The sequence below is a fragment of the Promicromonospora panici genome (assembly GCF_900608595.1).
Taxonomy (GTDB): Bacteria; Actinomycetota; Actinomycetes; order Actinomycetales; family Cellulomonadaceae; genus Promicromonospora; species Promicromonospora panici.
The window spans coordinates 74,772-95,561 of the sequence record NZ_UWYY01000001.1 but is presented as its reverse complement, the minus strand read 5'-3'; the positions used below and the strand labels follow the sequence as shown (position 1 = coordinate 95,561).

General features: G+C 71.6%; 22 protein-coding genes. 13 read left to right on the top strand and 9 right to left on the bottom strand.

The window, feature by feature from the left end; translation table 11 throughout:
* Position 1 precedes the first annotated feature (1 nt).
* The 3 genes from EW117_RS00435 to EW117_RS00425 are packed head-to-tail and all read left to right on the top strand — an operon-like array spanning position 2 to position 1,853.
* Positions 2-550 carry a hypothetical protein gene (locus EW117_RS00435; RefSeq protein WP_129782753.1) on the top strand — a complete coding sequence of 183 codons (549 nt, stop codon included), beginning with the start codon at positions 2-4 and terminating at the stop codon, positions 548-550.
* On the top strand, positions 547-1,284 hold the full coding sequence (locus tag EW117_RS00430) for a hypothetical protein (protein ID WP_129782752.1): 738 nt from the start codon (positions 547-549) through the stop codon (positions 1,282-1,284). Before EW117_RS00435 ends, EW117_RS00430 begins: the two co-directional genes overlap by 4 nt.
* Entirely contained in the window at positions 1,281-1,853 is a 573-nt protein-coding gene (locus EW117_RS00425) for a hypothetical protein (RefSeq protein ID WP_129782751.1), read from the top strand. The genes EW117_RS00430 and EW117_RS00425 overlap by 4 nt, the downstream gene beginning before the upstream one ends.
* Before the next feature lie 39 nt (positions 1,854-1,892).
* Here EW117_RS00425 and EW117_RS00420 read toward each other — a convergent pair whose 3' ends face one another.
* Entirely contained in the window at positions 1,893-2,183 is a 291-nt protein-coding gene (locus EW117_RS00420) for an Hpt domain-containing protein (protein ID WP_129782750.1), read from the bottom strand.
* Positions 2,184-2,541: 358 nt separating this feature from the next.
* Here EW117_RS00420 and EW117_RS00415 point away from each other — a divergent pair, with 358 nt between their 5' ends.
* Genes EW117_RS00415 through EW117_RS00405 form a run of 4 tightly spaced genes read left to right on the top strand, consistent with a single transcriptional unit; the run spans position 2,542 to position 5,618 of the window.
* Positions 2,542-3,105 carry an alternate-type signal peptide domain-containing protein gene (locus EW117_RS00415; protein ID WP_129782749.1) on the top strand — a complete coding sequence of 188 codons (564 nt, stop codon included), beginning with the start codon at positions 2,542-2,544 and terminating at the stop codon, positions 3,103-3,105.
* Positions 3,106-3,112: 7 nt separating this feature from the next.
* Positions 3,113-4,558 carry a hypothetical protein gene (locus EW117_RS29265; protein ID WP_165362398.1) on the top strand — a complete coding sequence of 482 codons (1,446 nt, stop codon included), beginning with the start codon at positions 3,113-3,115 and terminating at the stop codon, positions 4,556-4,558.
* On the top strand, positions 4,555-5,232 hold the full coding sequence (locus tag EW117_RS00410; RefSeq protein ID WP_165362397.1) for a signal peptidase I: 678 nt from the start codon (positions 4,555-4,557) through the stop codon (positions 5,230-5,232). The genes EW117_RS29265 and EW117_RS00410 overlap by 4 nt, the downstream gene beginning before the upstream one ends.
* Positions 5,229-5,618 carry a hypothetical protein gene (locus tag EW117_RS00405; RefSeq protein WP_129782747.1) on the top strand — a complete coding sequence of 130 codons (390 nt, stop codon included), beginning with the start codon at positions 5,229-5,231 and terminating at the stop codon, positions 5,616-5,618. The genes EW117_RS00410 and EW117_RS00405 overlap by 4 nt, the downstream gene beginning before the upstream one ends.
* On the opposite strand, the gene EW117_RS00400 is transcribed toward EW117_RS00405, so the two are convergent.
* The 3 genes from EW117_RS00400 to EW117_RS00390 all read right to left on the bottom strand — a co-directional run bounded on the left by EW117_RS00400 (position 5,572) and on the right by EW117_RS00390 (position 8,752).
* Complete coding sequence (locus EW117_RS00400; RefSeq protein ID WP_129782746.1) at positions 5,572-6,315, bottom strand: response regulator transcription factor; 744 nt, start codon at positions 6,313-6,315, stop codon at positions 5,572-5,574. The genes EW117_RS00405 and EW117_RS00400 overlap by 47 nt on opposite strands.
* Positions 6,316-6,454: 139 nt before the next feature.
* A complete protein-coding gene (gene fdhA / locus EW117_RS00395) occupies positions 6,455-7,675 on the bottom strand; it encodes a formaldehyde dehydrogenase, glutathione-independent (RefSeq protein WP_129782745.1) in 1,221 nt (406 codons plus the stop codon).
* 225 nt (positions 7,676-7,900) lie between these two features.
* Positions 7,901-8,752, bottom strand: a complete 852-nt coding sequence (locus EW117_RS00390; RefSeq protein ID WP_242503990.1) for a rhamnogalacturonan acetylesterase — start codon at positions 8,750-8,752, stop codon at positions 7,901-7,903.
* A 150-nt stretch (positions 8,753-8,902) separates the two neighbouring features.
* Here EW117_RS00390 and EW117_RS00385 point away from each other — a divergent pair, with 150 nt between their 5' ends.
* The 3 genes from EW117_RS00385 to EW117_RS00375 all read left to right on the top strand — a co-directional run bounded on the left by EW117_RS00385 (position 8,903) and on the right by EW117_RS00375 (position 12,068).
* A complete protein-coding gene (locus EW117_RS00385; protein ID WP_129782743.1) occupies positions 8,903-9,271 on the top strand; it encodes a metal-sensitive transcriptional regulator in 369 nt (122 codons plus the stop codon).
* A 65-nt stretch (positions 9,272-9,336) separates the two neighbouring features.
* Positions 9,337-9,645, top strand: coding sequence for a heavy-metal-associated domain-containing protein (locus EW117_RS00380; protein ID WP_129782742.1), 309 nt, complete (start codon positions 9,337-9,339; stop codon positions 9,643-9,645).
* A gap of 14 nt (positions 9,646-9,659) precedes the next feature.
* Positions 9,660-12,068, top strand: a complete 2,409-nt coding sequence (locus tag EW117_RS00375; protein WP_277986430.1) for a heavy metal translocating P-type ATPase — start codon at positions 9,660-9,662, stop codon at positions 12,066-12,068.
* A 77-nt stretch (positions 12,069-12,145) separates the two neighbouring features.
* On the opposite strand, the gene EW117_RS00370 is transcribed toward EW117_RS00375, so the two are convergent.
* The 4 genes from EW117_RS00370 to EW117_RS00355 are packed head-to-tail and all read right to left on the bottom strand — an operon-like array spanning position 12,146 to position 14,817.
* Entirely contained in the window at positions 12,146-12,973 is an 828-nt protein-coding gene (locus EW117_RS00370; protein ID WP_242503989.1) for an ABC transporter permease, read from the bottom strand.
* Positions 12,970-13,833 carry an ABC transporter ATP-binding protein gene (locus EW117_RS00365; RefSeq protein ID WP_129782741.1) on the bottom strand — a complete coding sequence of 288 codons (864 nt, stop codon included), beginning with the start codon at positions 13,831-13,833 and terminating at the stop codon, positions 12,970-12,972. The genes EW117_RS00370 and EW117_RS00365 overlap by 4 nt, the downstream gene beginning before the upstream one ends.
* Complete coding sequence (locus tag EW117_RS00360; RefSeq protein WP_129782740.1) at positions 13,830-14,132, bottom strand: transcriptional regulator; 303 nt, start codon at positions 14,130-14,132, stop codon at positions 13,830-13,832. The genes EW117_RS00365 and EW117_RS00360 overlap by 4 nt, the downstream gene beginning before the upstream one ends.
* Positions 14,125-14,817, bottom strand: a complete 693-nt coding sequence (locus EW117_RS00355; RefSeq protein ID WP_129782739.1) for a hypothetical protein — start codon at positions 14,815-14,817, stop codon at positions 14,125-14,127. The genes EW117_RS00360 and EW117_RS00355 overlap by 8 nt, the downstream gene beginning before the upstream one ends.
* A gap of 255 nt (positions 14,818-15,072) precedes the next feature.
* Between EW117_RS00355 and EW117_RS00350 the strand changes: the two genes are divergently transcribed.
* From EW117_RS00350 to EW117_RS00340, 3 genes are all read left to right on the top strand, one after another.
* Positions 15,073-16,566, top strand: coding sequence for a S10 family peptidase (locus EW117_RS00350; protein ID WP_129782738.1), 1,494 nt, complete (start codon positions 15,073-15,075; stop codon positions 16,564-16,566).
* A 117-nt stretch (positions 16,567-16,683) separates the two neighbouring features.
* Positions 16,684-17,463: a CPBP family intramembrane glutamic endopeptidase gene (locus tag EW117_RS00345; protein ID WP_242503988.1), complete on the top strand. Its 780-nt coding sequence runs from the start codon at positions 16,684-16,686 to the stop codon at positions 17,461-17,463.
* Positions 17,464-17,570: 107 nt separating this feature from the next.
* Positions 17,571-20,138 carry a lysylphosphatidylglycerol synthase transmembrane domain-containing protein gene (locus EW117_RS00340; protein ID WP_129782737.1) on the top strand — a complete coding sequence of 856 codons (2,568 nt, stop codon included), beginning with the start codon at positions 17,571-17,573 and terminating at the stop codon, positions 20,136-20,138.
* Between the two features lie 120 nt (positions 20,139-20,258).
* On the opposite strand, the gene EW117_RS00335 is transcribed toward EW117_RS00340, so the two are convergent.
* A complete protein-coding gene (locus EW117_RS00335; protein ID WP_129782736.1) occupies positions 20,259-20,540 on the bottom strand; it encodes an HU family DNA-binding protein in 282 nt (93 codons plus the stop codon).
* Positions 20,541-20,790: the final 250 nt, after the last annotated feature.

The window sequence follows — 20,790 nt, the reverse complement described above, 5'->3', positions numbered from 1 at the left end:
AGTGAGGATCTCCGACCGGCAGCTGCTTCTCGACCGTCTGTTCTTCGTGCTGGCCATGTGCATCTGCGCAGAGCTTCTCCTCGGCGGAGCCGTGAACATCGCGGTGCAGGGTCTCGCCGGCCCGATCGCCGGCGATCACGCCGTGTTCATGGTCTGGCGGGCGCTGGCCTGGATACCGGCCCTGCTCTATGTCGCGATGGTCATCGTCTCGCTCCCTCTGCCCCGCTCCAAGGGCCGGGCCGCCAGGGCCGAGTCATCGAGGCCCATGCGGCTGCCGGTCGTGGGGCGCGGCGCGCTGCTCTTCTTCGGGTTCATGACGCTGTGGGGGACGTGGTTGCACGCGGCCTCGTTCCTCTCGGAGGACGCGCCGGTTCCTGAGTCGGCAGCACTCGTCGTCTACGTCGTTCTCGGCGGGGTCGCCCTCCTGCTGCTCCGGATCGTGCTCGGCTGGCTGCGGCTCGTGCCCCGCTCCTGGCGGACCGCACCGGAGCCGGCACCTGGCGTCGCGCTCCCGGAGCAGCGCTTCGCGCCGTCCGAGGACGACAAGTGACGGGCCTGCGCGCGCAGTCCTACACGCTGGTCCTGCCGCCCGGCTTCGTGCTGATACCCGTCCAGGGGGACACCCGGGCGAACGTGGAGACCGTGGTCCGCGGGTTCTACGGCAAGATCGCCGACGACCGGATGCGCGGCCGCGTGCGCATGCTCGAACGGTCCCTCGTCGACGTGGCGACGCAGGCCAAGGACAAGGGTGTCGTCGACCTCGTCCTGCCCCTCGGCGTCCCGTGGCAGGCCCCGGTCTCGCTCTCGTGCACCTTCGCGCCCGCGTTCCTCAGCGGTGCCGCCGTCGGCCCGGCTGCGACCGAGGTGACTACCCGGGCCGGTCAGGCGATGCGCGAGGTCGTCGCCCACAAGGACGGCGCCCCGCTCGCCGAGCTCGACAGCCTCGCCCTGCCCGGCGGTTCGGAAGCGGGCGCGACCGGCCGTCCGATCCGGACCGTGCACCACGTCTGGGAGCCGCCCGTCCCCGACGTCGGACGCCTGGTCGGCACGTTCACCATCGCCGGCTCGAACGACCCCGAGCTCGCGCCGCTCATCGACGCCCTGACCGAGCTCGGCGACACGATCATGGCCTCCCTGGCCTGGCGAGGCCCGCGGTCTGACGACGCGGCGGCCGACGACGCGGCCGAAGCGGCCGACGCGACCGGGCCGCCGTCGGAGCCGGCCGCGCCGGCGTCGGGCCCGACCGAGCGGTCGGGCCCGACCGAGCGAGAGGGGATCGCATGACGATCCGGACCGACTTCGACACCGATCGCTGGGTCTACATCCCGGAGCAGTTCCCGTGGAACGGCTACGAGACCCCCGAGGAATGGGTGAACACCGTTGCCCGCCTCGCCTCCGAGGCGTTCGAGTACACGGCGGGCGAGCACACCAACCTGGTCCGGGCCCTGAACCTGCTGCTGCGGTATCCCCGGATCGCCGAACCGGTGCACCGGTTCGTGATGATGGGCGCGGCGGACAAGACGTTCGTGATGGTGCAGGTCACCGACACGCCCACCGACCCGTCGTTCGACGACGAGGCGCTGCTCGGCCTGCCCGAGCCGCGGGCGACCCGCGAGCCGGAGGTCGTGGAGTTCGAGGGCGGCATCGGCGGTGGTCACCGCTCGGTCCGCTACGTCGCCGACCCCGCTCTGGGCGGAGACATCGTGGTTTCCGTCAACTGGGCGTGGCGCGCCGACGGACGTGACGTGGTGGTCACGTTCGGCTCCACGAACCTGGTGGAGCTCGACTCGCTGCTGCCCGTGCTCGACGAGTTCGCTGCCTCGATCAGCATCGAGGCCGACGACGCCGCTTGACGCGACCCGTCCCCCGACGGCCCTTGCCGCCGACGCGGGTCAGGTGAGGGAAGCCCGGAGCCGGTTCAGCAGCTGAGGGACGTCCGGGTCGCGGCGGGGATCTCCCCGGGCGTGTTCGAGGTGTTCGGTGAGCATCTGTTCGAGCTGGGCCGCGGCCGCTGAGCCGTCCGGATGTCCGAAGGTTCCGAGGCTTCCGGCGAGCTTGTGTGCGTCGGCCAGGGCGGTCTGGGGGTCGAGCTCGCCGGCGTACCAGGTCTCGAGGGCCTGCACCCTGCGCGCGGTGTTGACCCGGAATCTCTCCAAGAGGCCGGGGGTGTATTCGTCGGTCATGCCGCCAGAGCCGCGCCGACGGCGGCAAAGGTGATCGCCGTTCTCCGGAACGGCACCCACTCGGCATCAGACACGCTCACCGAAGTCACGAAATGCGAACCCCTCGCCGAATGTCGCCTCAGCGCGACCTGCGCGAGATCGCCTGACAACTCATCGTGCCACCGAGGGCACGCCTTCGCCTGGGCAGATGTCGGCAGGCCGTGGCGGAGTGCCCGCTCCCGGGCATCCCGCCGAACCCTCGGAACCTCAAGAACCTCAAGGCCGATCTTGAGGAGCCCTCGAGGATCTTCGGCTGGGCGTTGAGTTCTGGGCACCACGCTGGGAGACAGCCGTTCAGACACTCACGAGAGGCACGACCATGGCTGAGACACGACGCTCTTCCCGGGCCACCAAGGCGCTCGTCGCCGCTGCGGTCGCCGGACTGCTGCTCGCGGCCGGCGGCGGCACGTTCGCGCGCTGGTACGACGCTGCCCCCGTCCCCCAGCAGACCTTCACATCGGGCACCCTGACCATCGATGCCGCGACCGGCACCTGGACCGACTCCGGGGGTACGGCGGTCGCCAATCCCACCGCTCACCTCATCATCCCGGGCACGACGCTCACCTACACGACCACGGTCGACGTCAAGGTCGAGGGCGCCGGGCTCACGGGTCTGCTGACGACCGATTTCTCGGGCATCGCGGGCACGACTGAGCTTGCCAGCGTGCTGCAGGTCGGGCTCACGCTCGACGGCGTGGCGATCCCCGTCGAGGGCTCCGGGACGAGCACGAAGGTGACCGCGTCGAAGACCTACACCCTCGTCCTGACCGTCAAGTTCCCCGGGCAGCGCGCCGACGGATCGAGCTGGGGCACGTACGCACAGGGCAGCACGGCCGACTTGACGGCATTCAAGCTCTCGCTCACCCAGGCCGCCGCGAGCTGAGCACGCCATGTCCGCCCGTCGAGAGGTCCAGTTGCTGGGAGCGGTCGCCGTCGCGCTGCTGCTGCTCACCGGCACCGGGACGACCTACGCAGGATGGACCGACACGACAGAGGTCGGCCGGGGCCACACCGTCACCAGCGGTGACCTGCGGATCGAGCCCGTGCGGGGGGAGGCGTCCGTGCGTCGGGGCGGGGCGACCCTCCCGACGTCGACGCCCCTCCTGCCCGGCGACGTCGTGGAGATCACGACGTCCGTCCGGCTCGCCGTCAGCGGCGTAGCCGGCAGGCTCGCGCTCGACGCGACGCGCACCGCGGACGCCTTCGCCGACGCGGGCGTCGCCCTCGGGACGCCGAACCTCACGGTCGCGGGCCTTGCCCCTGGGCCCGCGGCCGTGGACGGCACGACGTGGCAGGGTCAGGTGACGGGAGCCGACGACGGCGCCCTGGTCACCGGGACCGTGCAGCTCCCCGTCCGCACGGATCTGGCCCCCGCGGCCCAGGGGCGCAGCGTCGACCTCACCGCCACGCCCGTCACCTGGGACCTCGCGCAGGAGAGCACGGTCGCCGGCTGGCACGACGGGGAGCGGGCCACGCTCGAGCCCGTCACGGTCGACCGGGTCGGGCTGACCGTTGCCCGTACCGGCGCCGGGGCCTGGAAAGTGACCAACACCTCCGGATCCGCATCGGTCACCTGGGGACCGACCGCGGTATCGGCCGCACCCCTCGGCGCGACGACCTCCACCGAGGCGACCAACGTGCTGTCCGGCCTGACGATCGGCTACGGCACCGACTGCTCGACCCAGCGCTGGCAGGCGCAGCCCGGCGGCGCGACCCGCCCCGTCACGGGAACCGGTGACACGCTCGCGGCCGGCGCGAGCTCCGGGCTGTGCGCCCAGGTCGCCCCGACCGACGCCAGCTCGCTGGTCCGCGACTACGGCGCCCGGAGCGTGGAGCTCACGACGACGGTCACCACGACCGCGGCCGCAGCCCCCACCTGGACCGCCACGGGCACGGCACAGGCGACCTACCAGGTGGCGTTCCCGCAGCCGACAGGGCTGACCTGCCAGAGCGGCTTGTACGCCGTCCTCCTCGAGACGCCGGCAAAGCTCACCTGGTCCTGGGCCGACAGCACCACCAAGCAGCCCGCCGTGGCCCTGTGGGAGCTCGTGCGCCAGGCCTCTGACGGCTCATGGCGGACGGTCGACAAGTCGATCACCAGCTCGCTGAGCGTGGACGTCCACCGCTCCGACCTCCCCTCGGACGGCACCACGAGGAAGTTCAAGGTGCGCGCCTACCCCTTCTCCACCTCTGGCACCGTCGACCGGTCGGTCTACGTCGAGTCGGACACCGTCGCATCGCTACGCCGCGACGTGCTCGACGCCCCGGTGTGCGACGGATCGCCTCAGCCCAACAACGGCCCTGCCGCCGCCCCCATCTCCGGAGGTCTGTCATGACCAGCACCGCAGCTCCCTCGCCGACGCGCGTCGCGGCACGGGAGCACACCCGCCACCAGCCGTCGCGTCGCTCGCTCGCAGGCGCCGGACGCCTGCTCGTCTCGGTGGCGGCTCTCGTTGTCGTCGCAGCCGTCGTCGCGCTCGTCGTGGCACCACGCGTGATGGGCTGGATGCCGCTGACCATCCTCTCCGGTTCCATGGAGCCCACGATCCCGGTGGGCAGCCAGGTCGTCGTCGACCCGATCGAGGACGAGGGCGACGTGGCACGTATCCAGGTGGGCGACGTCGTGACGTTCATGCCCCAGCCCGACGACCCGACGCTCGTGACCCACCGCGTGGTGACCCGCACTGTCACGGCAGACGGCACGGTGACCGTGACGACGCAGGGCGACGCCAACGACGCGCCCGACGGCGTCGACCTCACCGAGCGCGAGCTGCGCGCCGTGGTGCGCTATCACGTGCCCTACGCGGGGTACGTCGCGCAGCTCATCGACCGCGACCAGAAGACGGTCGGCGTGGCGACGCTCGCCGGCGGGCTCGGCGTGTACGCCGTCGCCCAGCTTCTCCTTGCCGCGCGCGACCGTCGTCGTGCGGCGTCCCGGTCCGACGGGGCCGCTCCGGCAGCCGGCGCCATGACGGGCCGGACGGCGACGATCGAGAGGCCGGTCCGATGACTGACATCCTCGACGTACGCGTGCTCGACGACCTCGCCCAGGATCTGGGCGACCTGGCCGCCTACCGACTTGCCGTGCAGTACGGCGACGGGCTGGAGCAGCGGCTCGAGCTGCTCGCCGCGGCTGCCTCCGACGGCAACGTCTGGGCCGTGTACGACACGGCCGTAGACCTGGCCACCGTGAGCGCCATGGTGGGAGCAGACGCGTTGGCCCGGGCGGTCTGGGCTGTGGCTCGCGATATCACGCGGTACCGCAGGCTGCCCCGAACCGAGACGCTGGACGGGCTCCTGCGTCTGGTGCGTGACACCGAGGCCGCTCTGGTCCGGCACCGAGCCCGTCTCAGGCGCCCTCGAACCGATACCCCAGCCCACGGACCGTATGGATGAAGCGCGGGCTGCTGGGATTGTCGCCGAGCTTGCGCCGGACGTTGGCCACGTGCACCTCGACGGTACGGCGGTCCGCCTCCGTGACCCGGCCGCCGTAGCCGTACTGGTCGGGCCAGAGCAGGCCCGCCAGGTCACCCTTGGCCACCGTCCGGCCGTGCGCGCCGTGCAAGGCCGCGAGGAGGTCGAACTCGGTGCGGGTGAGGTGGACGAGCTCGCCGCCCAGGCGGACCGTGCGACGCGCGGTGTCGACCTCGAGGCCCCCGTCGACCGGATCGGGCGCGGGATCGTCGGGCTCTTCCGGAGCCGACACGGTGGAGCGGCCGGCACGGCGCAGGAGGGCATCGACGCGCGCCCGCAGCTCGCGCGGCCTGAACGGCTTGGTCACGTACTCGTCGGCGCCGGCCTCGAGCCCCATGAGCGTGTCCGGCTCGTCGACCCGGGCGGTGAGCATGACGACGACCGTGTCGGAGAAGGTCCGCACCCGCCGCACGACCTCGAACCCGTCGATGTCGGGCAGGGATACGTCGACGGTCGTCACGACGGGCTGGTGCGCCCTGACCAGTGCCACACCCTGCGCGCCGGTGATCGCGTGATGCACGGTGAACCCGGCCTGCTGCAGCGTGACCTCGATGACCTCGCGGATCAGGTCGTCGTCCTCGACGACCACCGCGACGCCTCGCCCCCAGGTTTCATCCATCTGTCGAAAGTAACAACGGGGCCGCCGATCGGCTCGCCCTGGACCGACCCCGTCGCCTGCGGGCCCGAGGTGGGCGTGCTTCGCCACGCGCCTCACGCCTGTCTCAAGCCCACAGCCAACGGGTCACGGTCGAACCCGGTCAGGCCGCCCGGATGTAGTCGTTCGGGTTGAGCACGAACTTCGTCGCCGCGCCCTCGTCGAACTCCTGGTACCCCGTCGGCGCCTCGGTCAGCGGGATCGCCTTCGCGTTGACGGCCTGCGCGATCTGCACCTTGTCGTGCAGGATCGCGTTCATCAGGCCGCGGTGGTACTTCATCACCGGGCACTGACCGGTCGTGAACGCGTGCGACTTCGCCCAGCCCAGCCCCAGCCGCAGGGACAGCGACCCGATCTTCCCGGCCTCCGTCGCGGCGCCCGGGTCGCCCGTGACGTACAGGCCGGGGATGCCGAGCGAACCGCCCGCCCGCGTGATCTCCATGAGGCTGTTGAGCACGGCCGCCGGCTGTTCGGTCGCGGACTCGGAGCCGTGACCACGCGCCTCGAATCCCACGGCGTCCACGCCGCAGTCGACCTCGCGCTCGCCCAGGATGTGCTCGAGCTGCTCCGGGATCGGTGCGGCGGACACATCGACCGCCTCGCAGCCGAACGACCGGGCCTGCTCCAGCCGCTCCTTGTTGAGGTCGCCCACGATCACGACGGCGGCACCGAGCAGCTGCGCCGACGCCGCCGCGGCCAGCCCCACGGGTCCCGCGCCCGCGACGTACACCGTGGACCCGACCCCGACGCCCGCGGACACGCACCCGTGGAAGCCCGTCGGGAAGATGTCGCTGAGCATCGTCAGGTCGAGGATCTTCTCGAGCGCCTGGTCGCGGTCCGGGAACTTCAGCGCGTTGAAGTCCGCGTACGGCACCAGCACGTACTCGGCCTGGCCACCGACCCAGCCACCCATGTCGACGTAGCCGTACGCCGAGCCCGGACGGTCCGGATTGACGTTGAGACAGATGCCGGTCTTGCGCTCCTTGCAGTTGCGGCACCGTCCACAGGCGATGTTGAACGGCACCGAGACGATGTCGCCGACGTCGAGGAACTCGACGTCCGGGCCCTTCTCGACGATCTCCCCGGTGATCTCGTGCCCCAGGATCAGCCCCGAGGGCGCCGTTGTGCGGCCACGGACCATGTGCTGGTCGGAGCCGCAGATGTTGGTCGACACGGTCCGCAGGATCACACCGTGCGGCACCTTCCGGCCCACGTTGGCCGGGTTGACCCCTGGTCCGTCCCGGAGCTCGAGCGTCGGGTAGTCGATGTCGACCACCTCGACCACGCCGGGTTCGCGGTAAGCGACCGCTTTGTTTCCAGGCATATCGGATTGCCTCTTCCTTCGATCATCATGCCGGTCCGACGCCGGCCGCCCCTCCCGGCGTCGCCCCCACCGTCTCCCCGCCGCGCAGGTGGACACGGCGACGCGGTGCAGGATCGTGCACCGAACCAGGGGCTCGCCGCCGTGGACGATCACGTACTCGTCAGAGCCACCATCTCGCCGTCGAGCTGGGCCTGGTTCTTCGTCCACGCTACGCCGGACACCGGCTCAGGTCGCGGCGGGGACCGCCTCCGGCCAGGTGACCCACTTCGCCGGAACGGTCTCGTCGAGGCGGCGCACCTCGCGCTCAGCGAGAACCTCGGTGGCGAGCAGCCCCCGGGCGACCATCCGGCCGACCGCACCGGCGCCCGCGGCGTTGAAGTGGGTGTTGTCCTCCAGGCCCGCTTCGGTGTGCAGAAAGTTGAGCCGACTGCGGTCAGGCCCGAGCTCCTGCCACCGTGCGATGGTCTGCGCGGTGATGTCGATCAGAGCGACGCCCTCGGCGGCGGCCAGCGCACGCATCGCGTCCGGGTACTGGCCATGGGTCGCGACGGCCTTGCCGTCGGCGTCGAACCGCCGCCGCTCCGCGGGAGTGAGCAGCACCGGTACGGCGCCCCGCTCCCGCGCGCCGTCGAGATGGCGGAGCAGGGAGGACCGGTAGCTGGTCCACGGTTCGGTGCCGATCGCCGGGTCGGACTTCTGGTCGTTGTGCCCGAACTGGATGAGCAGCACGTCGTCGGGTCGGATGACATCCAGGATCGCGGCGAGGCGTCGCTCCGTGATGAAGCTCTTGGAGCTGCGCCCGTTCATCGCGTGGTTGATCACCTCGATCCGGGGGCCGATGTACCAGGGCAGGACCATGCCCCACCCGGTCTCGGGACGGACGTCGGCGTACTTCTGCGAGGCCGTCGAGTCGCCGGCGATGTAGATCCGGCGTGGGTGCTGCTCCCTTGCCGTCCGCGCGACGGCGCGGACCACCGGGTTCTCCCGAACGGGAGCGGCGGCAGGTCCCGCGCTCGCCGTGGTGAGAGCGAGCGGCCCGGCGGCGGCAAGCGCTGCGAGCAGGAAACGGCGAGTCATCGAGGCGGGCATGCCGACAGAGGTACCTCTCGTGCAGAGCCTGAGGTGGTCAGGACGAAAGGTATCCGATCTGCCTGGTGGTCGACGCCATTCCGGCGCCCGCGGCACGCACACTTGACTCACTACCCCGGTGGGGTATCTCATGGACGTATGACTGAGACGACGGAGACCACCGAGGCGGCAGTGGTCGCCGTCGGGCAGAAGGACGATCACGACGCTGCCGGAGCGCACGACGGACCGCACGGCTACGCGTCGGACAAGACCGGGTACCTGAAGCGGATGCGGCGCATCGAGGGCCAGGTGCGCGGCATCGCGCGGATGATCGACGAGGACGAGTACTGCATCGACGTGCTCACGCAGGTCAGCGCCGTAACCAAGGCGCTACAGGCGGTGAGCGTGGCGCTCGTCGAGGACCACCTGGGGCACTGCGTGGTCGACGCCGCCAAGGCGTCCGACGAGGAGGGTGCCGCTAAGGTCCGTGAGGCGTCCGAGGCGATCGCCCGCCTCGTCCGTATGTGACCATCATCCGTGGGTACGCCGACATCCGTGGGTACGCCGACCGGCCCGCGAACCGAGGAGACGATATGACTACCGTGACCAAGCTGGCCGTGACCGGTATGACCTGCGCACACTGCGTGTCCGCCGTGACCAACGAGCTGCGCGGCGTCCCGGACGTCCAGGACGTGAGCGTCGAGCTGCGCGTCGGCGACGCCTCGCAGGTGCGCGTGATCTCCAAGCTACCGCTCGCCGAGGCGCCCCTGCGGGACGCCGTGGACGAGGCCGGCTACGACGTGACCGACGTCGAGGTGCTCGAGAACGCCGTCGCCGCCGAGTCCGCCGCGCAGGCCCCGGGCCGCCAGGCGACCCGCATGCTGCCGATCGTCTCGTCCTGACGACTCCCAGGACCGTGGCCACCGCTGAGGTGCAGCTCCCCTTCGGTGAGGTCGACCTTGCCGTGTCCGGGATGACCTGCGCCTCCTGCGTCGCCCGGGTCGAGCGCAAGCTCAACCGGCTCGACGGCGTCGCGGCCACCGTCAACCTGCCGCTCGAGTCGGCGCACGTGGTGCTCTCGACCGAGGTGACCGACCAGGAGCTGGTCGACGCCGTCGAGTCCGCCGGGTACGAGGCGCGGGTGACGCGCCGGCGGACGGCGTCGGGCGGCGCACCCGACGACACCCCCGATGCGCGCCCGGGCACCGAGTACCGCGGCGACGACCTGCTCCGGCGCCTGCGGGTCTCGGCGGTCCTGACCGTCCCGGTGGTGCTGCTGTCGATGGTCCCGGCGCTGTTCTTCCCGGGCAGTGAATGGGTGGTCGCCGCCCTGGCGCTGCCCGTCGTCGCGTGGGGCGCCTGGCCCTTCCACACGGCAGCCGCGCGGGCGGCCCGGCACGGCAGCTCCACGATGGACACGCTGGTGTCGATCGGCGTGCTCGCCGCGACGCTGTGGTCGCTGTGGGTCCTGGTCACCGACGCGCTGCGGCCCGCGGACGCGGGAATGGGCCCCGGCCTGTACTTCGAGGTCGGTGCCGTGGTCACCACGTTCCTGCTCGCCGGGAGGTACGCCGAGCACCGGTCGCGGCGCCGCGCGGGAGACGCGCTCCGCGCCCTCCTCAACCTGGGCGCCAAGGATGCGGAGCGCATCACGCTCGGTCCCGACGGCACACCCCTACGGCTGCCCGACGGCGGCTGGCGCACCGCCGCCGTGCCCGTCGCCGCCCTGCGGGCCGGGGACGTGTTCGCCGTCCGCCCCGGCGGGACGGTGGCCACCGACGGGACAGTGGTGGAGGGCACGTCCGCCCTCGACACGTCCCTCGTCACCGGTGAGCCGGTCCCCGTTGACGTGGGCCCCGGGGACGACGTCGTGGGCGGCACGGTGAGCACCTCGGGGCACCTGCTGGTGCGCGCCACCCGCGTGGGCGAGGACACGATGCTGGCCCGGATCGCGCGGCTCGTGGCGCAGGCGCAGACGGGCAAGGCGCCCGTGGCGCGGCTCGCGGACCGGATCTCCGCCGTCTTCGTACCAATAGTGCTGGTGCTGGCCGTGCTCACGCTGGTGGGCTGGCTGGCCGCGACCGGCGACGCCGAGGCCGCGTTCACCGCCGCCGTCGCAGTGCTGATCATCGCGTGCCCCTGCGCGCTCGGGCTGGCCACGCCGACGGCGATCCTGGTCGGGACCGGCCGCGGCGCCCAGCTGGGCGTGCTGATCCGAGGGCCGGAGATCCTGGAGAGCACACGCCGCGTCGACACGGTGGTGCTCGACAAGACCGGCACGGTGACCGAGGGCCGCATGCGGGTCGTCGACGTGTGGGGCGCGGGGACGCGGCAACCGGCGCAGGCGTCCGCGGGGGTGGAGCCGCCCTCGCAGGAGCCGTCCGTCGAGACCCCTGACGACGCCAACCACCTCACCGACGCGCCCGACGTGCTGCGGTACGCGGCCGCCGTCGAGGGGCTGAGCGAACATCCGATCGCGCGGGCGATCGCCGCGGCGGGCCGAGCCGCCGCCGAGCCCGACCCCGAGACGCCGCTCGAGGTCACGGGCTTCGTCGCGCATGCGGGCGGCGGTGTCGAGGGTCTGGTCCGGCGGTCGCACGCCGGGCTGGCCCCGGGCGGTGGGCTGAACACCCGCCGCGTCCTGGTCGGCCGTCCCGACTGGCTCGCCGAGCAGGGCGTGACGGTCCCGGAGGAGGTGCGCTCCGCCGTCGGGCAGCAGGAGGACGCTGGGGCCACCGCCGTCGCCGTGGCCTGGAACGGCACCGCCGGCGGGGTGATCGCGCTGCGCGACCCGGCCAAGCCGACGTCGGCCGCTGCCGTGGCCGAGCTGCGCGAGCTGGGCCTACGCCCGTACCTGCTGACCGGCGACTCCGAGGGTGCCGCCCGCGTCGCCGCCCGGGCCGTCGGCATCCCCGACGAGCAGGTGATCGCCCGGGTGCTGCCCGCGGACAAGGTCTCCGTGGTGGCGCGGCTCCAGGCCGAGGGCCGCACGGTGGCGATGGTGGGTGACGGCGTGAACGACGCCGCCGCGCTCGCCACCGCCGACCTCGGCCTCGCGATGGGCACCGGCACCGACGTCGCGATCGAGGCGAGCGACATCACGCTGGTCCGGGGTGACCTGCGGGCCGCGGCGAGCGCCGTCCGCCTGTCCCGGAAGACGCTGCGGGTCATCAAGCAGAACCTGTTCTGGGCGTTCGCGTACAACGTCGCGGCGATCCCGCTGGCGGCGGCCGGCCTGCTGAACCCGATGATCGCGGGTGCCGCGATGGCGGCGAGCAGCGTCCTGGTGGTGGCCAACTCCCTCCGCCTCCGCCACACAGCCTGACCCGTTTGTTGTGGGCGTGATCGTTGCGCCTAAAACGGGCGTGTAGTCGCAACGATCACGCCCACAACCCAAAGGGGTCAGCGGAAGCGGCGGCCCTCGTCGTTGCGGTAGGAGACGACGGCCAGCACCGCGAACAGCAGGGTCCAGCCGGCGAGGACCGGCAGGGCCAGGATGTAGGCCTCGGCTCCCGTCGTGGCCTGGACCAGCAGGTCGCGGCCGGCGCGGGTGGGGGTGGCCTGCGAGATCGCGTCCAGCCAGCCCGGGAACATCTGGGGCGGCAGGAACAGCCCGCCCGCGAAGGCCAGCGGGAACAGGATGATCTGCACGACGGGCAGTGCCGCCTTGGCCGACAGCGCGTACCCGATGGCCATGCCGAGCAGCACGAACGGCACGGACACCGCGAGGATGGTCCCGATTCCGGCCAGCAGCTGCCCCAGCGTGACGGTGGCCGCCGTGAACAGCCAGCCGATGATGATCAGCGGTAGCAGGCCGAACAGCGAGAAGATCCCGCCGTTGAGCACGCGCGCCACCATCTGCGGGCCGGGTCCGGCGGGCAGCGAGCGCAGGAACGGGTAGAACGGGAGCTGCCGGTCCTCGGCCACGCCCAGCCCGTAGGTGAACAGGCTGGCCGAGCAGACGGCGAACAGCCCGAGGCCCGCGACGGCGGTCGTCGCGAACAGGGGGTTGCCCGCCACCGCCGTCTGCGGCACCACGAAGAAGAACATGGAGAGCGACGGGAACAGGACGTTCCCGAGCACGGCTATGGGGATCCGCACGGTCTCCAGGAACTGGTACTTCAGGTCCAACCAGGACAGCGCCAGGAAGGGCTGGGTGTGCCCGCTGCCCGCCTCTTCGCTGCTGGTCTGCTCGCTGTTTGACGTCGTCGTGCTCACCATCGCGCTCATCGCGCCGCTCCTTCCAGGTTCTCGTGGTTGACCAGCTGTCCGAACGCCTCTTCGAGGGACGCGCCACGGATCTCCAGGTCGCGGAACTCCGCACCGGAGGCGACCAGGTCCCGCACGAAGGCGTCCGAGTCGGGCACGAGGTGCTCCTGCCGCGTTCCGGCGGCGTCGGTGAGCTGCACCCGGCGCACGCCCACCCGGCTGAGCACGGTCGCGAGGGAGTCGTCGGCGAGCACCTTGCCGTGGTCGATCACGACCACCCGCTCGGCGAGCGCCTGCACCTCCTCCAGGTAGTGCGACGTGAGCAGCACCGTCCCGCCGCCTGCGTGGTACTCCCGGATGGCGTCCCAGAGCGCCGTGCGCCCGGACACGTCGAGCCCCGTGGTGGGCTCGTCGAGCAGCACGACGCGCGGCCTGCCCACCAGGGACATCGCGACGGCCAGGCGTCGCTTCTGCCCTCCGGAGAGCGAACCGGTCTGGCGCTTGCCCAGGTCGGCGAGCCCGAACTGCTCCAACAGCTCGCCGGTGGGCACGGGGTCGGGGTAGTGCCCGCCCACGAAGTCGACGACCTCGCGGACCCGCAGCGTCGCCGGCAGGCCGGTCTCCTGCGGGGTCAGGCCCAGCACGGTGCGTGCCCTGGCGTCGCGCGGGTCGCGGCCGGCCAGACGCACCGCTCCGGCGTCGGGCCGGCGCTGGCCGCTGACCAGCGACAGCAGGGTGGACTTGCCGGCCCCGTTGGGGCCGAGCAGGCCCACCAGCTCGCCCCGCCCGACCTCCAGCGAGACATCGTCGAGGGCGACGACGTCGCCGAAGCGCCGCGTCACACCCCTGACCTCTACGGCACTGACCTCTACCGCACTCATCCCTGTGCTCCCTTCAATAGATCCATCAGTGCCGCCTGGTAGTCCGCGAACGCGGTGCGGCCGGTATCGGTGAGGGCCAGGTAGGTCGCCGGCATCCGGCCCTCGTGCGTCTTGGTGACTCGCACGTACCCGGCGTCCTCCAGCTTGCGCAGGTGGGTGGACAGGTTCCCGGCGGTCATGTCGAGCAGCTTCCGTAGCTTGGGGAACGCCACCTCGTCCCCACGCCCCAGGGCCGCGAGCGAGGCCACGACCCGTAGGCGCGCGGGGGCATGGATGACGGGGTCGAGCTCCTCAGGCACCCCTGCCCTCCGTCCTCTCGGCGGTCCCGGGTGATCGACGCCGAGCGCGGATCACCTGCTCCACCGCGACCATGACCAGGAACCCGCCACCGCCCGCTACAGCCATCACGAAGTAGGTGTTGGGCATCCCCGCGAACGCGGCGAGCGCTGCTGTGACCAGCATCCAGCCGCCGATCGCGTACATCCGGACCTCCTCGAAGAGCATGCCGCCCGCGAGGTACAGGAGGCCGACGATCACGCACGCGAAACCGTTCGCGGCGATCGCCTGGACCTCGGACGACGCGCCCGCGTCGCCCATGGCACCCAGCATCACGCCGTAGGCCGTGAACGCGAGGAACCAGGTCCAGCCGTACATCGCGCCGACCCGGGCGCTCGCACCACGCGTGCCGGACGTTCGGGTGACGCTGTGCGCGACGGTGAGCCCCGTCGCGCCGACGATGCACCCGGCGAGCACCCAGCCGGCCCAGGCCGCGGGTGTGCCCGTGTCGCGGGCCGTGGACCACAAGGCCAGGTAGCCGATCAGCCACGCGAGTCCCCAGGCGCCGAACAGGACGCGACCGTCCGGCTCGGTGGCGTCCCGGGCGGCCTCCTGCTGCTGCCGGATCATCCGCAGGGTCTCTGCGGGGTCGAGATCCGCGGAGTCGCCGGGTTCCGCAGGTCTGCCCGACGTCGGGTCGTTCGCCATGATGGGCTCCTCGTCGCTCAAACTGGTTTGTACTGCAAACCAGTCTCCACCACCGACGGGGCGCGCGCAAGCAATTTCGAGGAGGACTGGGCGCATATGACACCGGCTCGGCCCGCGGAACCGATACGCCTGGGGAGAGGTAACTGACAGGTAGCAATGCTCGCTCAGCGTTACCTCCCTCCAGGCGTATCCCTTTCCCGAGCCGTACCGGATTGACCTGGAGACGCACGCCGCCAGCGCGGTAGGTTCCCCGGCGTGACCGACGACGAGAAGACGAAGCCGACCGACGCCGCGACGAACGACTCGGGGGCGCCCGAGAAGCCCGACCCCACCGACGACCTCGTCACCACGCACCACACGCTGCACACGCCGGACGGAGACCTCTCCTACGCCGCGACCACCGGCCGGATCGTGCTGCGCCAGGAGGTCCACAAGGAGGACAAGTACGACGGCCGGAAGCCCAAGGCCGAGGTCTCGATCACGTACTACACGCTCGACGACACGGACGTGACCCGCCGCCCGGTGACGTTCGCGTTCAACGGCGGCCCGGGCTCGTCGTCGGTCTGGCTGCACCTGGGCCTGCTCGGCCCGCGGCGGGTCGACTCGGGCGACGTCGGCAGCCTGACCGCGCCGCCGTACGGGCTGGTCGACAACCTGGAGACGCTGCTGCGCGTCTCCGACCTGGTGTTCATCGACCCGGTCTCCACCGGCTTCTCCCGCGCCACCGAGGGCGAGCAGGCCAAGCCGTTCCACGGGTTCACGGGTGACCTCGAGTCCGTCGGCGAGATCATCCGCCTGTGGACGAGCCGCCACGACCGGTGGATGAGCCCGAAGTTCCTCATCGGCGAGTCGTACGGCGGCACCCGGGGTGCCGCGCTGGCCGAGTACCTGCAGCAGCGCTTCGGTTTGTTCCTGAACGGCGTCATGCTGGTGGCCCCGGCCCTGAACCTGGAGACCCTGTTCGACGGCGAGCACTCCAACCTGCCGCACCCGCTGTTCCTGCCGCTCTACGCCGCGACGGCGCAGTACCACGGCCTGCTCGGCGACCGGACGCTGGACGAGGTGGTCGCCGAGGCCCGCGACTGGGCGGAGACCTACAGCTCGGTCCTCGCCCGCGGAGCCCGCGTGCCCGACGACGAGCGCGCCGCCGCCGTCACGAAGATCGCCTCCCTGACCGGGCTCAGCGAGGACTACGTCGACCGCGCGAACCTCCGCCTGGAGCACACCCGCGTCTACGCCGAGCTGCTGCGCTCCCGCCGCCTGGTCACGGGCCGCCTCGACACCCGGTTCACCGGGCCGGCGGACCACTACCTCCACGAGCAGATGCCGTACGACCCGTTCATGTCCGCCACGTCCGGGCCCTACACGGCGGCGCTGCACCACTACCTGCGCGGCGAGCTCGAGTACGAGCACGACGCGATCTACGAGGTGCTGTCCCGCCAGGTGCGTCCGTGGTCGTACCAGGAGTTCGAGGGCAAGGCCGTCGACGTCGCGGACAAGCTCGCGACGGCGATGATCATCAACCCCCACCTCCAGGTGCACATCGCCATGGGCCGGTACGACGGCGGCGTGCCGGTCGAGGCCGTCGAGTACAGCCTCGACCAGATGGCGATCCCGGCGTCGTATCGCGACCGCATCGAGACCCGCGTCTACCAGGCGGGCCACATGATGTACATCCACCCCGAGTCCCGAGTCGCACAGGCCGCGGACCTGGCGGCTTTCGTCCGCCGCGCATCCAACCGCGTCTGACCTTGGTTGCGGGCGTGATCGTTGCGACTATGTGTCTGTTTTAGCCGCAACGATCGCGCCCGCAACCAAGGGAACCTGACCGGCCCGCACCCAGCGGCGGCTGCTATAAACGGGCCCGTGCCCTCCAACCGTCGTGTCGCCGCCGAAGTGTGGATAGTGCTCGGGCTCAGCCTGGGCCAGTCCGCGGTCTACGCGCTCGTCAACATCGCCGCCCGGCTCACCGCCGGCACACCGCTCGCGGAGCAGACCGCGACGCTCAATCCGAGCCAGTCCGAGCGACCGTACCTCGACCTCGTCTACCAGCTGCTGAGCATCGGGTTCGCCCTGGTCCCGGTGGCCCTGGCCGTGTACCTGCTGAGCGAGCACGGCCGCAGCGCCGTCCGCAGCCTCGGCCTGGACCGGTCCCAGCCCGGGCGGGACCTGGGGTGGGGTGTCGCCCTCGCCGCCGCGATCGGCATCCCCGGCCTGGCGTTCTACGCCCTCGGGCGGGTGCTCGGCATCACCGTGGAGGTGCAGGCCAGCGCCCTGGACACGCACTGGTGGACCGTTCCGGTCCTGCTCCTCAGCGCGTTCCAGAACGGTCTGCTGGAAGAGGTGATCGCCGTCGGCTACCTCTACGAGCGCACGCGCGAGCTCGGCTGGAACCGGGTGAAGTTCATCGTCGCCAGCTCGCTCCTGCGCGGCTCGTACCACCTGTACCAGGGCATCGGGCCGTTCCTGGGGAACGTGGTGATGGGCGTCGTCTTCTCGTGGTTCTACACGTCGCCCAGGTTCCAGCCCGACGGCCGACGCCGCGTGATCCCGCTGGTTGTCGCGCACACGCTGCTCGACATCGTGGCGTTCGTCGGCTATGCCCTTGTGCCCGCCGAGTGGCGCGAGGCCCTCGGGATCCGCTGAAGCAGTCCGGGAGAACCCGAGAGACGGCCCCGACCCGAGCCGGGTATACCAGGGCACCGTCCGCGCCCTCCGGTCATGTCTCGGCCAACCGTTCTAGACTCCCCGGTATGTCCAACCCGCGCACCGGCCGCGCAGACGCCGGTGTCGAGGTGTCCGACGCACCGCGGACAACATCCGACGAGTCCGGCCTCGTCCGCGTCGTCGACACCCCAGAGGAGCGTGTGCGGCACCCGCGCGCGCTGGTCTGGATGATCGGGTGCGCCCTCGGCGTCGCCGGCGTCATGGTCCTCTCGGTCGTCGCGCACGGCACCACCGAGGGTGTCACCGAGGACGTCCGCAGCTTCAACGACCTGCTCGCCACCATCCTTTTCGTCCCCGTCGCCGTGCTGCAGGGCCTGGTGAGCCTGTTCGCGCCGGTCGCCGTGATGATCGAGCTCGGGGTCCGGCGCCTGGGCCGGCAGATCGTCGAGTCCATCGTCGCGGGGATCGTCGGCCTGCTGCTCGGCGTCCTCACCACGCTCCTGGTGAACCACCTGGGATCGGACGAGCTCGTCCGCGGCATGTCGGTGTGGGAGCGCGGCACCGGATACGTCCTGGCCATCCCCGAGTACGCCGTCGCCGTGACCGCGATGCTGACCGTCGCCGGGCCCGCGACCCGGCGCCGGACCGTCCGTATCTCGTGGAACCTGATGTTCGCCGCCCTGCTGATCGTGCTGATCACGGGCCAGGTGTCGCTGCCGGGCGTTCTCGTCGCGCTGCTGCTGGGCCGGCTCGCCGGCTCCTCGGTGCAGTACGTGTCGGGCACGCGCAGCGAGCGCGCGTACGGGCCCGATCTCGTCGCGGCCGTGCGGCGCGCCGGGTTCACGCCGACGTCGCTGGCCCGGGTGCACGCCGTGGCAGAGCCCGCCGGCGACTCCGCCGCGTCCGCCCAGACCGTCCAGACCGTCCAGACCGTCCAGCACCGCACCCCGAGTGCGGCCCCCGACGACCCCGCGGCGCTCGCCCTGAGCCGTACGGGCGACAACCGCGTGTACGCGCTGTACTGCGACGACGACGTGCGCCGCGACGTCGTGGTGCTCGACGGCGACCGTCAGGTCGTCGGCCTCATCACCCGCCTGTGGCAGGCGCTGCGCCTGCGGGGCATCGAGGGGCGGGCCGCCATCTCGCTCAAGGCCGTCGCCGAGCGCACCGCGCTGCTGTCCTACGCCGCGACCGCCGCCGGCGTCCGCACGCCCCGGCTCCTGGGGATCGGCGAGTCCGGCGACTCGATAGCGCTCGTCCTCGAGCACGCCTCCCCCGCCGTCTCGCTCCGCGACCTGCCCGACGACGACGTGTACGACGACGTCCTCGCCGAGGCCTGGGAGCAGCTCGTCCGCGCACACACCGCGGGCCTCACGCACCGCGCGCTCACCCAGGACGTCCTGCTCACGCACCGGGACCCCGACGGCAGCCCGCACGTGTGGATCACCGGCTGGGAGCAGGGCGACATCGCGTCGTCGCCGCTGTCCCGGCGCCTCGACCTCGTGCAGATGCTGACGCTCATCGGGCTGCGCGTCGGCCCGCACCGCGCCGTCGCCTCCGCGGTCCGCGCCCTGCCCGACGCCGACATCGCCGCCATCGGTCCCCTGATCCAGTCGATAGCCCTGCCGCGGACCACCCGCGAGGAGGTGCGGCGCACCAAGGGCCTCCTCGGCGAGCTGCGGGGCGCCCTGGTGGAACGGCTGCCCGAGGCCAGCGTGCAGCCGCAGCGCATCTCCCGGTTCAGCGCGCGCACCGTGCTCACCTCGACGCTGATGATCATCGCGATCGCCGTGATCGTCACCACCATCAACTTCAACGAGATCGCCCAGGCCGTGCGCGAGGCCAACCCGTGGTGGATAGCGGTGGCGTTCGCGCTCGCCATCACCACCTGGTTCGGCGCCGGCCTCACGCTCGTCGCGTTCTCCCCGGCACGCGTTCCGCTCGGGCGGGCCACGCTCACCGCCGCGGCGGGCTCGTTCGTGGCGCTGGCCGCCCCGGCCGGGATCGGCCCGGCGGCCCTCAACCTGCGGCTGCTGACCCAGCGCGGGGTCTCGATGTCGATGGCCGTGGCCACGGTCGCGCTGGTGCAGGTGTCGCAGTTCGTCGTCACGGTCCTGCTGCTGGTGGCGCTGTCGATCTTCACGGGGTCCGGGGCGCTCGTCGAGCTGCCGTCGCCGGCCGTGCTGATCACACTGGCAGGCGTCGCGCTCGCCGTCGTCGCGACGCTGCTGGTGCCGCCCGTGCGGCGCTGGGGCATGGGGTACATCGGGCCGCGGCTGGCCCAGGTCTGGCCGCGGCTGGCCCAGATGCTGAGCCACCCGGGCCGGCTGGCGCTCGGCGTGGCCGGGAACCTCATCATGACGCTCGGCTACATCGTGGCCCTGTGGTGCTGCCTCGCGGCGTTCGGGGAGTCGCTCTCGCTGGTCGACATCGCGCTCGTCAACCTCGTGGGCAACGCGCTCGGCGCCCTCATCCCGACGCCCGGCGGCCTGGGCGGCGTCGAGGGTGCCCTGACGGCCGGACTGTCCGCAGGGGGCGTCCCGGCCACCATCGCGTTCTCCGCGACGATCCTGTACCGCCTGTGCACCTACTGGGGGCGTGTCCCGATCGGCTGGGTCGCGATGCGGTACCTGGAGCGCAAGGGCGACCTGTGACGCACTGGCGCGCTGACGCACGTTCAGCCGACGGACGCGGGCCGGCGGCGGACATGCGAAGGCCCGGCCCCTCGTGAGGGACCGGGCCTTCGCGTCGCTGTAAAAATCAGCGGCGAAGCGTCACTTCGCGACGGCCTTCTTCAGCAGCGAGCCGGCGCTGATCTTGACACCGAAGTTCGCCGGAATCGAGATCTCCTCGCCGGTGCGCGGGTTGCGGCCCGTGCGGGCGGCACGCTCGACGCGCTCGGCCGAGAGGAAGCCCGTCACCTTGACGGCCTCGCCCTTGGCGAGCGACTCGATCAGCACCTCCTGGAAGGCGTTGAGCGCGGCCTCGGCCTCGGTCTTGTTGATCTCAGCCTTGTTGGCGATGGCCGAGACGAGCTCGGACTTGTTGAGCGACATGCGGTTCCCTTCTTCGGTCACGTCGCGCGGCGGTACCCGCCCGACGACGAGGCCCCATACTGCCAGCAGATCGGCGGGAATTCGCGGTAAACCGGCACTCTTCGGCGAGTCGTGGGTAACTTTCTGCTCTCAGAGGACGCGAACCTGTGTACGAGCCTGTGGACGACGACGGTGTGGGGCCTCCGGAGGCAGTGTCACCCCGCACTATCCGATGACTTCCGCAACCCATAGCGGTCTACCGTTCCGGTAG

What these genes read in the sequence shown, in the direction of transcription:
- EW117_RS00425 (WP_129782751.1), top strand. Translation starts at nt 1,281, where the DNA reads ATGACGATCCGGACCGACTTCGACACCGATCGCTGGGTCTACATCCCG.
- EW117_RS00420 (WP_129782750.1), bottom strand. Translation starts at nt 2,183, where the DNA reads ATGACCGACGAATACACCCCCGGCCTCTTGGAGAGATTCCGGGTCAAC.
- EW117_RS00415 (WP_129782749.1), top strand. Translation starts at nt 2,542, where the DNA reads ATGGCTGAGACACGACGCTCTTCCCGGGCCACCAAGGCGCTCGTCGCC.
- EW117_RS29265 (WP_165362398.1), top strand. Translation starts at nt 3,113, where the DNA reads ATGTCCGCCCGTCGAGAGGTCCAGTTGCTGGGAGCGGTCGCCGTCGCG.
- EW117_RS00410 (WP_165362397.1), top strand. Translation starts at nt 4,555, where the DNA reads ATGACCAGCACCGCAGCTCCCTCGCCGACGCGCGTCGCGGCACGGGAG.
- EW117_RS00405 (WP_129782747.1), top strand. Translation starts at nt 5,229, where the DNA reads ATGACTGACATCCTCGACGTACGCGTGCTCGACGACCTCGCCCAGGAT.
- EW117_RS00400 (WP_129782746.1), bottom strand. Translation starts at nt 6,315, where the DNA reads ATGGATGAAACCTGGGGGCGAGGCGTCGCGGTGGTCGTCGAGGACGAC.
- fdhA (WP_129782745.1), bottom strand. Translation starts at nt 7,675, where the DNA reads ATGCCTGGAAACAAAGCGGTCGCTTACCGCGAACCCGGCGTGGTCGAG.
- EW117_RS00390 (WP_242503990.1), bottom strand. Translation starts at nt 8,752, where the DNA reads ATGACTCGCCGTTTCCTGCTCGCAGCGCTTGCCGCCGCCGGGCCGCTC.
- EW117_RS00385 (WP_129782743.1), top strand. Translation starts at nt 8,903, where the DNA reads ATGACTGAGACGACGGAGACCACCGAGGCGGCAGTGGTCGCCGTCGGG.
- EW117_RS00380 (WP_129782742.1), top strand. Translation starts at nt 9,337, where the DNA reads ATGACTACCGTGACCAAGCTGGCCGTGACCGGTATGACCTGCGCACAC.
- EW117_RS00370 (WP_242503989.1), bottom strand. Translation starts at nt 12,973, where the DNA reads ATGAGCGCGATGGTGAGCACGACGACGTCAAACAGCGAGCAGACCAGC.
- EW117_RS00365 (WP_129782741.1), bottom strand. Translation starts at nt 13,833, where the DNA reads ATGAGTGCGGTAGAGGTCAGTGCCGTAGAGGTCAGGGGTGTGACGCGG.
- EW117_RS00355 (WP_129782739.1), bottom strand. Translation starts at nt 14,817, where the DNA reads ATGGCGAACGACCCGACGTCGGGCAGACCTGCGGAACCCGGCGACTCC.
- EW117_RS00340 (WP_129782737.1), top strand. Translation starts at nt 17,571, where the DNA reads ATGTCCAACCCGCGCACCGGCCGCGCAGACGCCGGTGTCGAGGTGTCC.
- EW117_RS00335 (WP_129782736.1), bottom strand. Translation starts at nt 20,540, where the DNA reads ATGTCGCTCAACAAGTCCGAGCTCGTCTCGGCCATCGCCAACAAGGCT.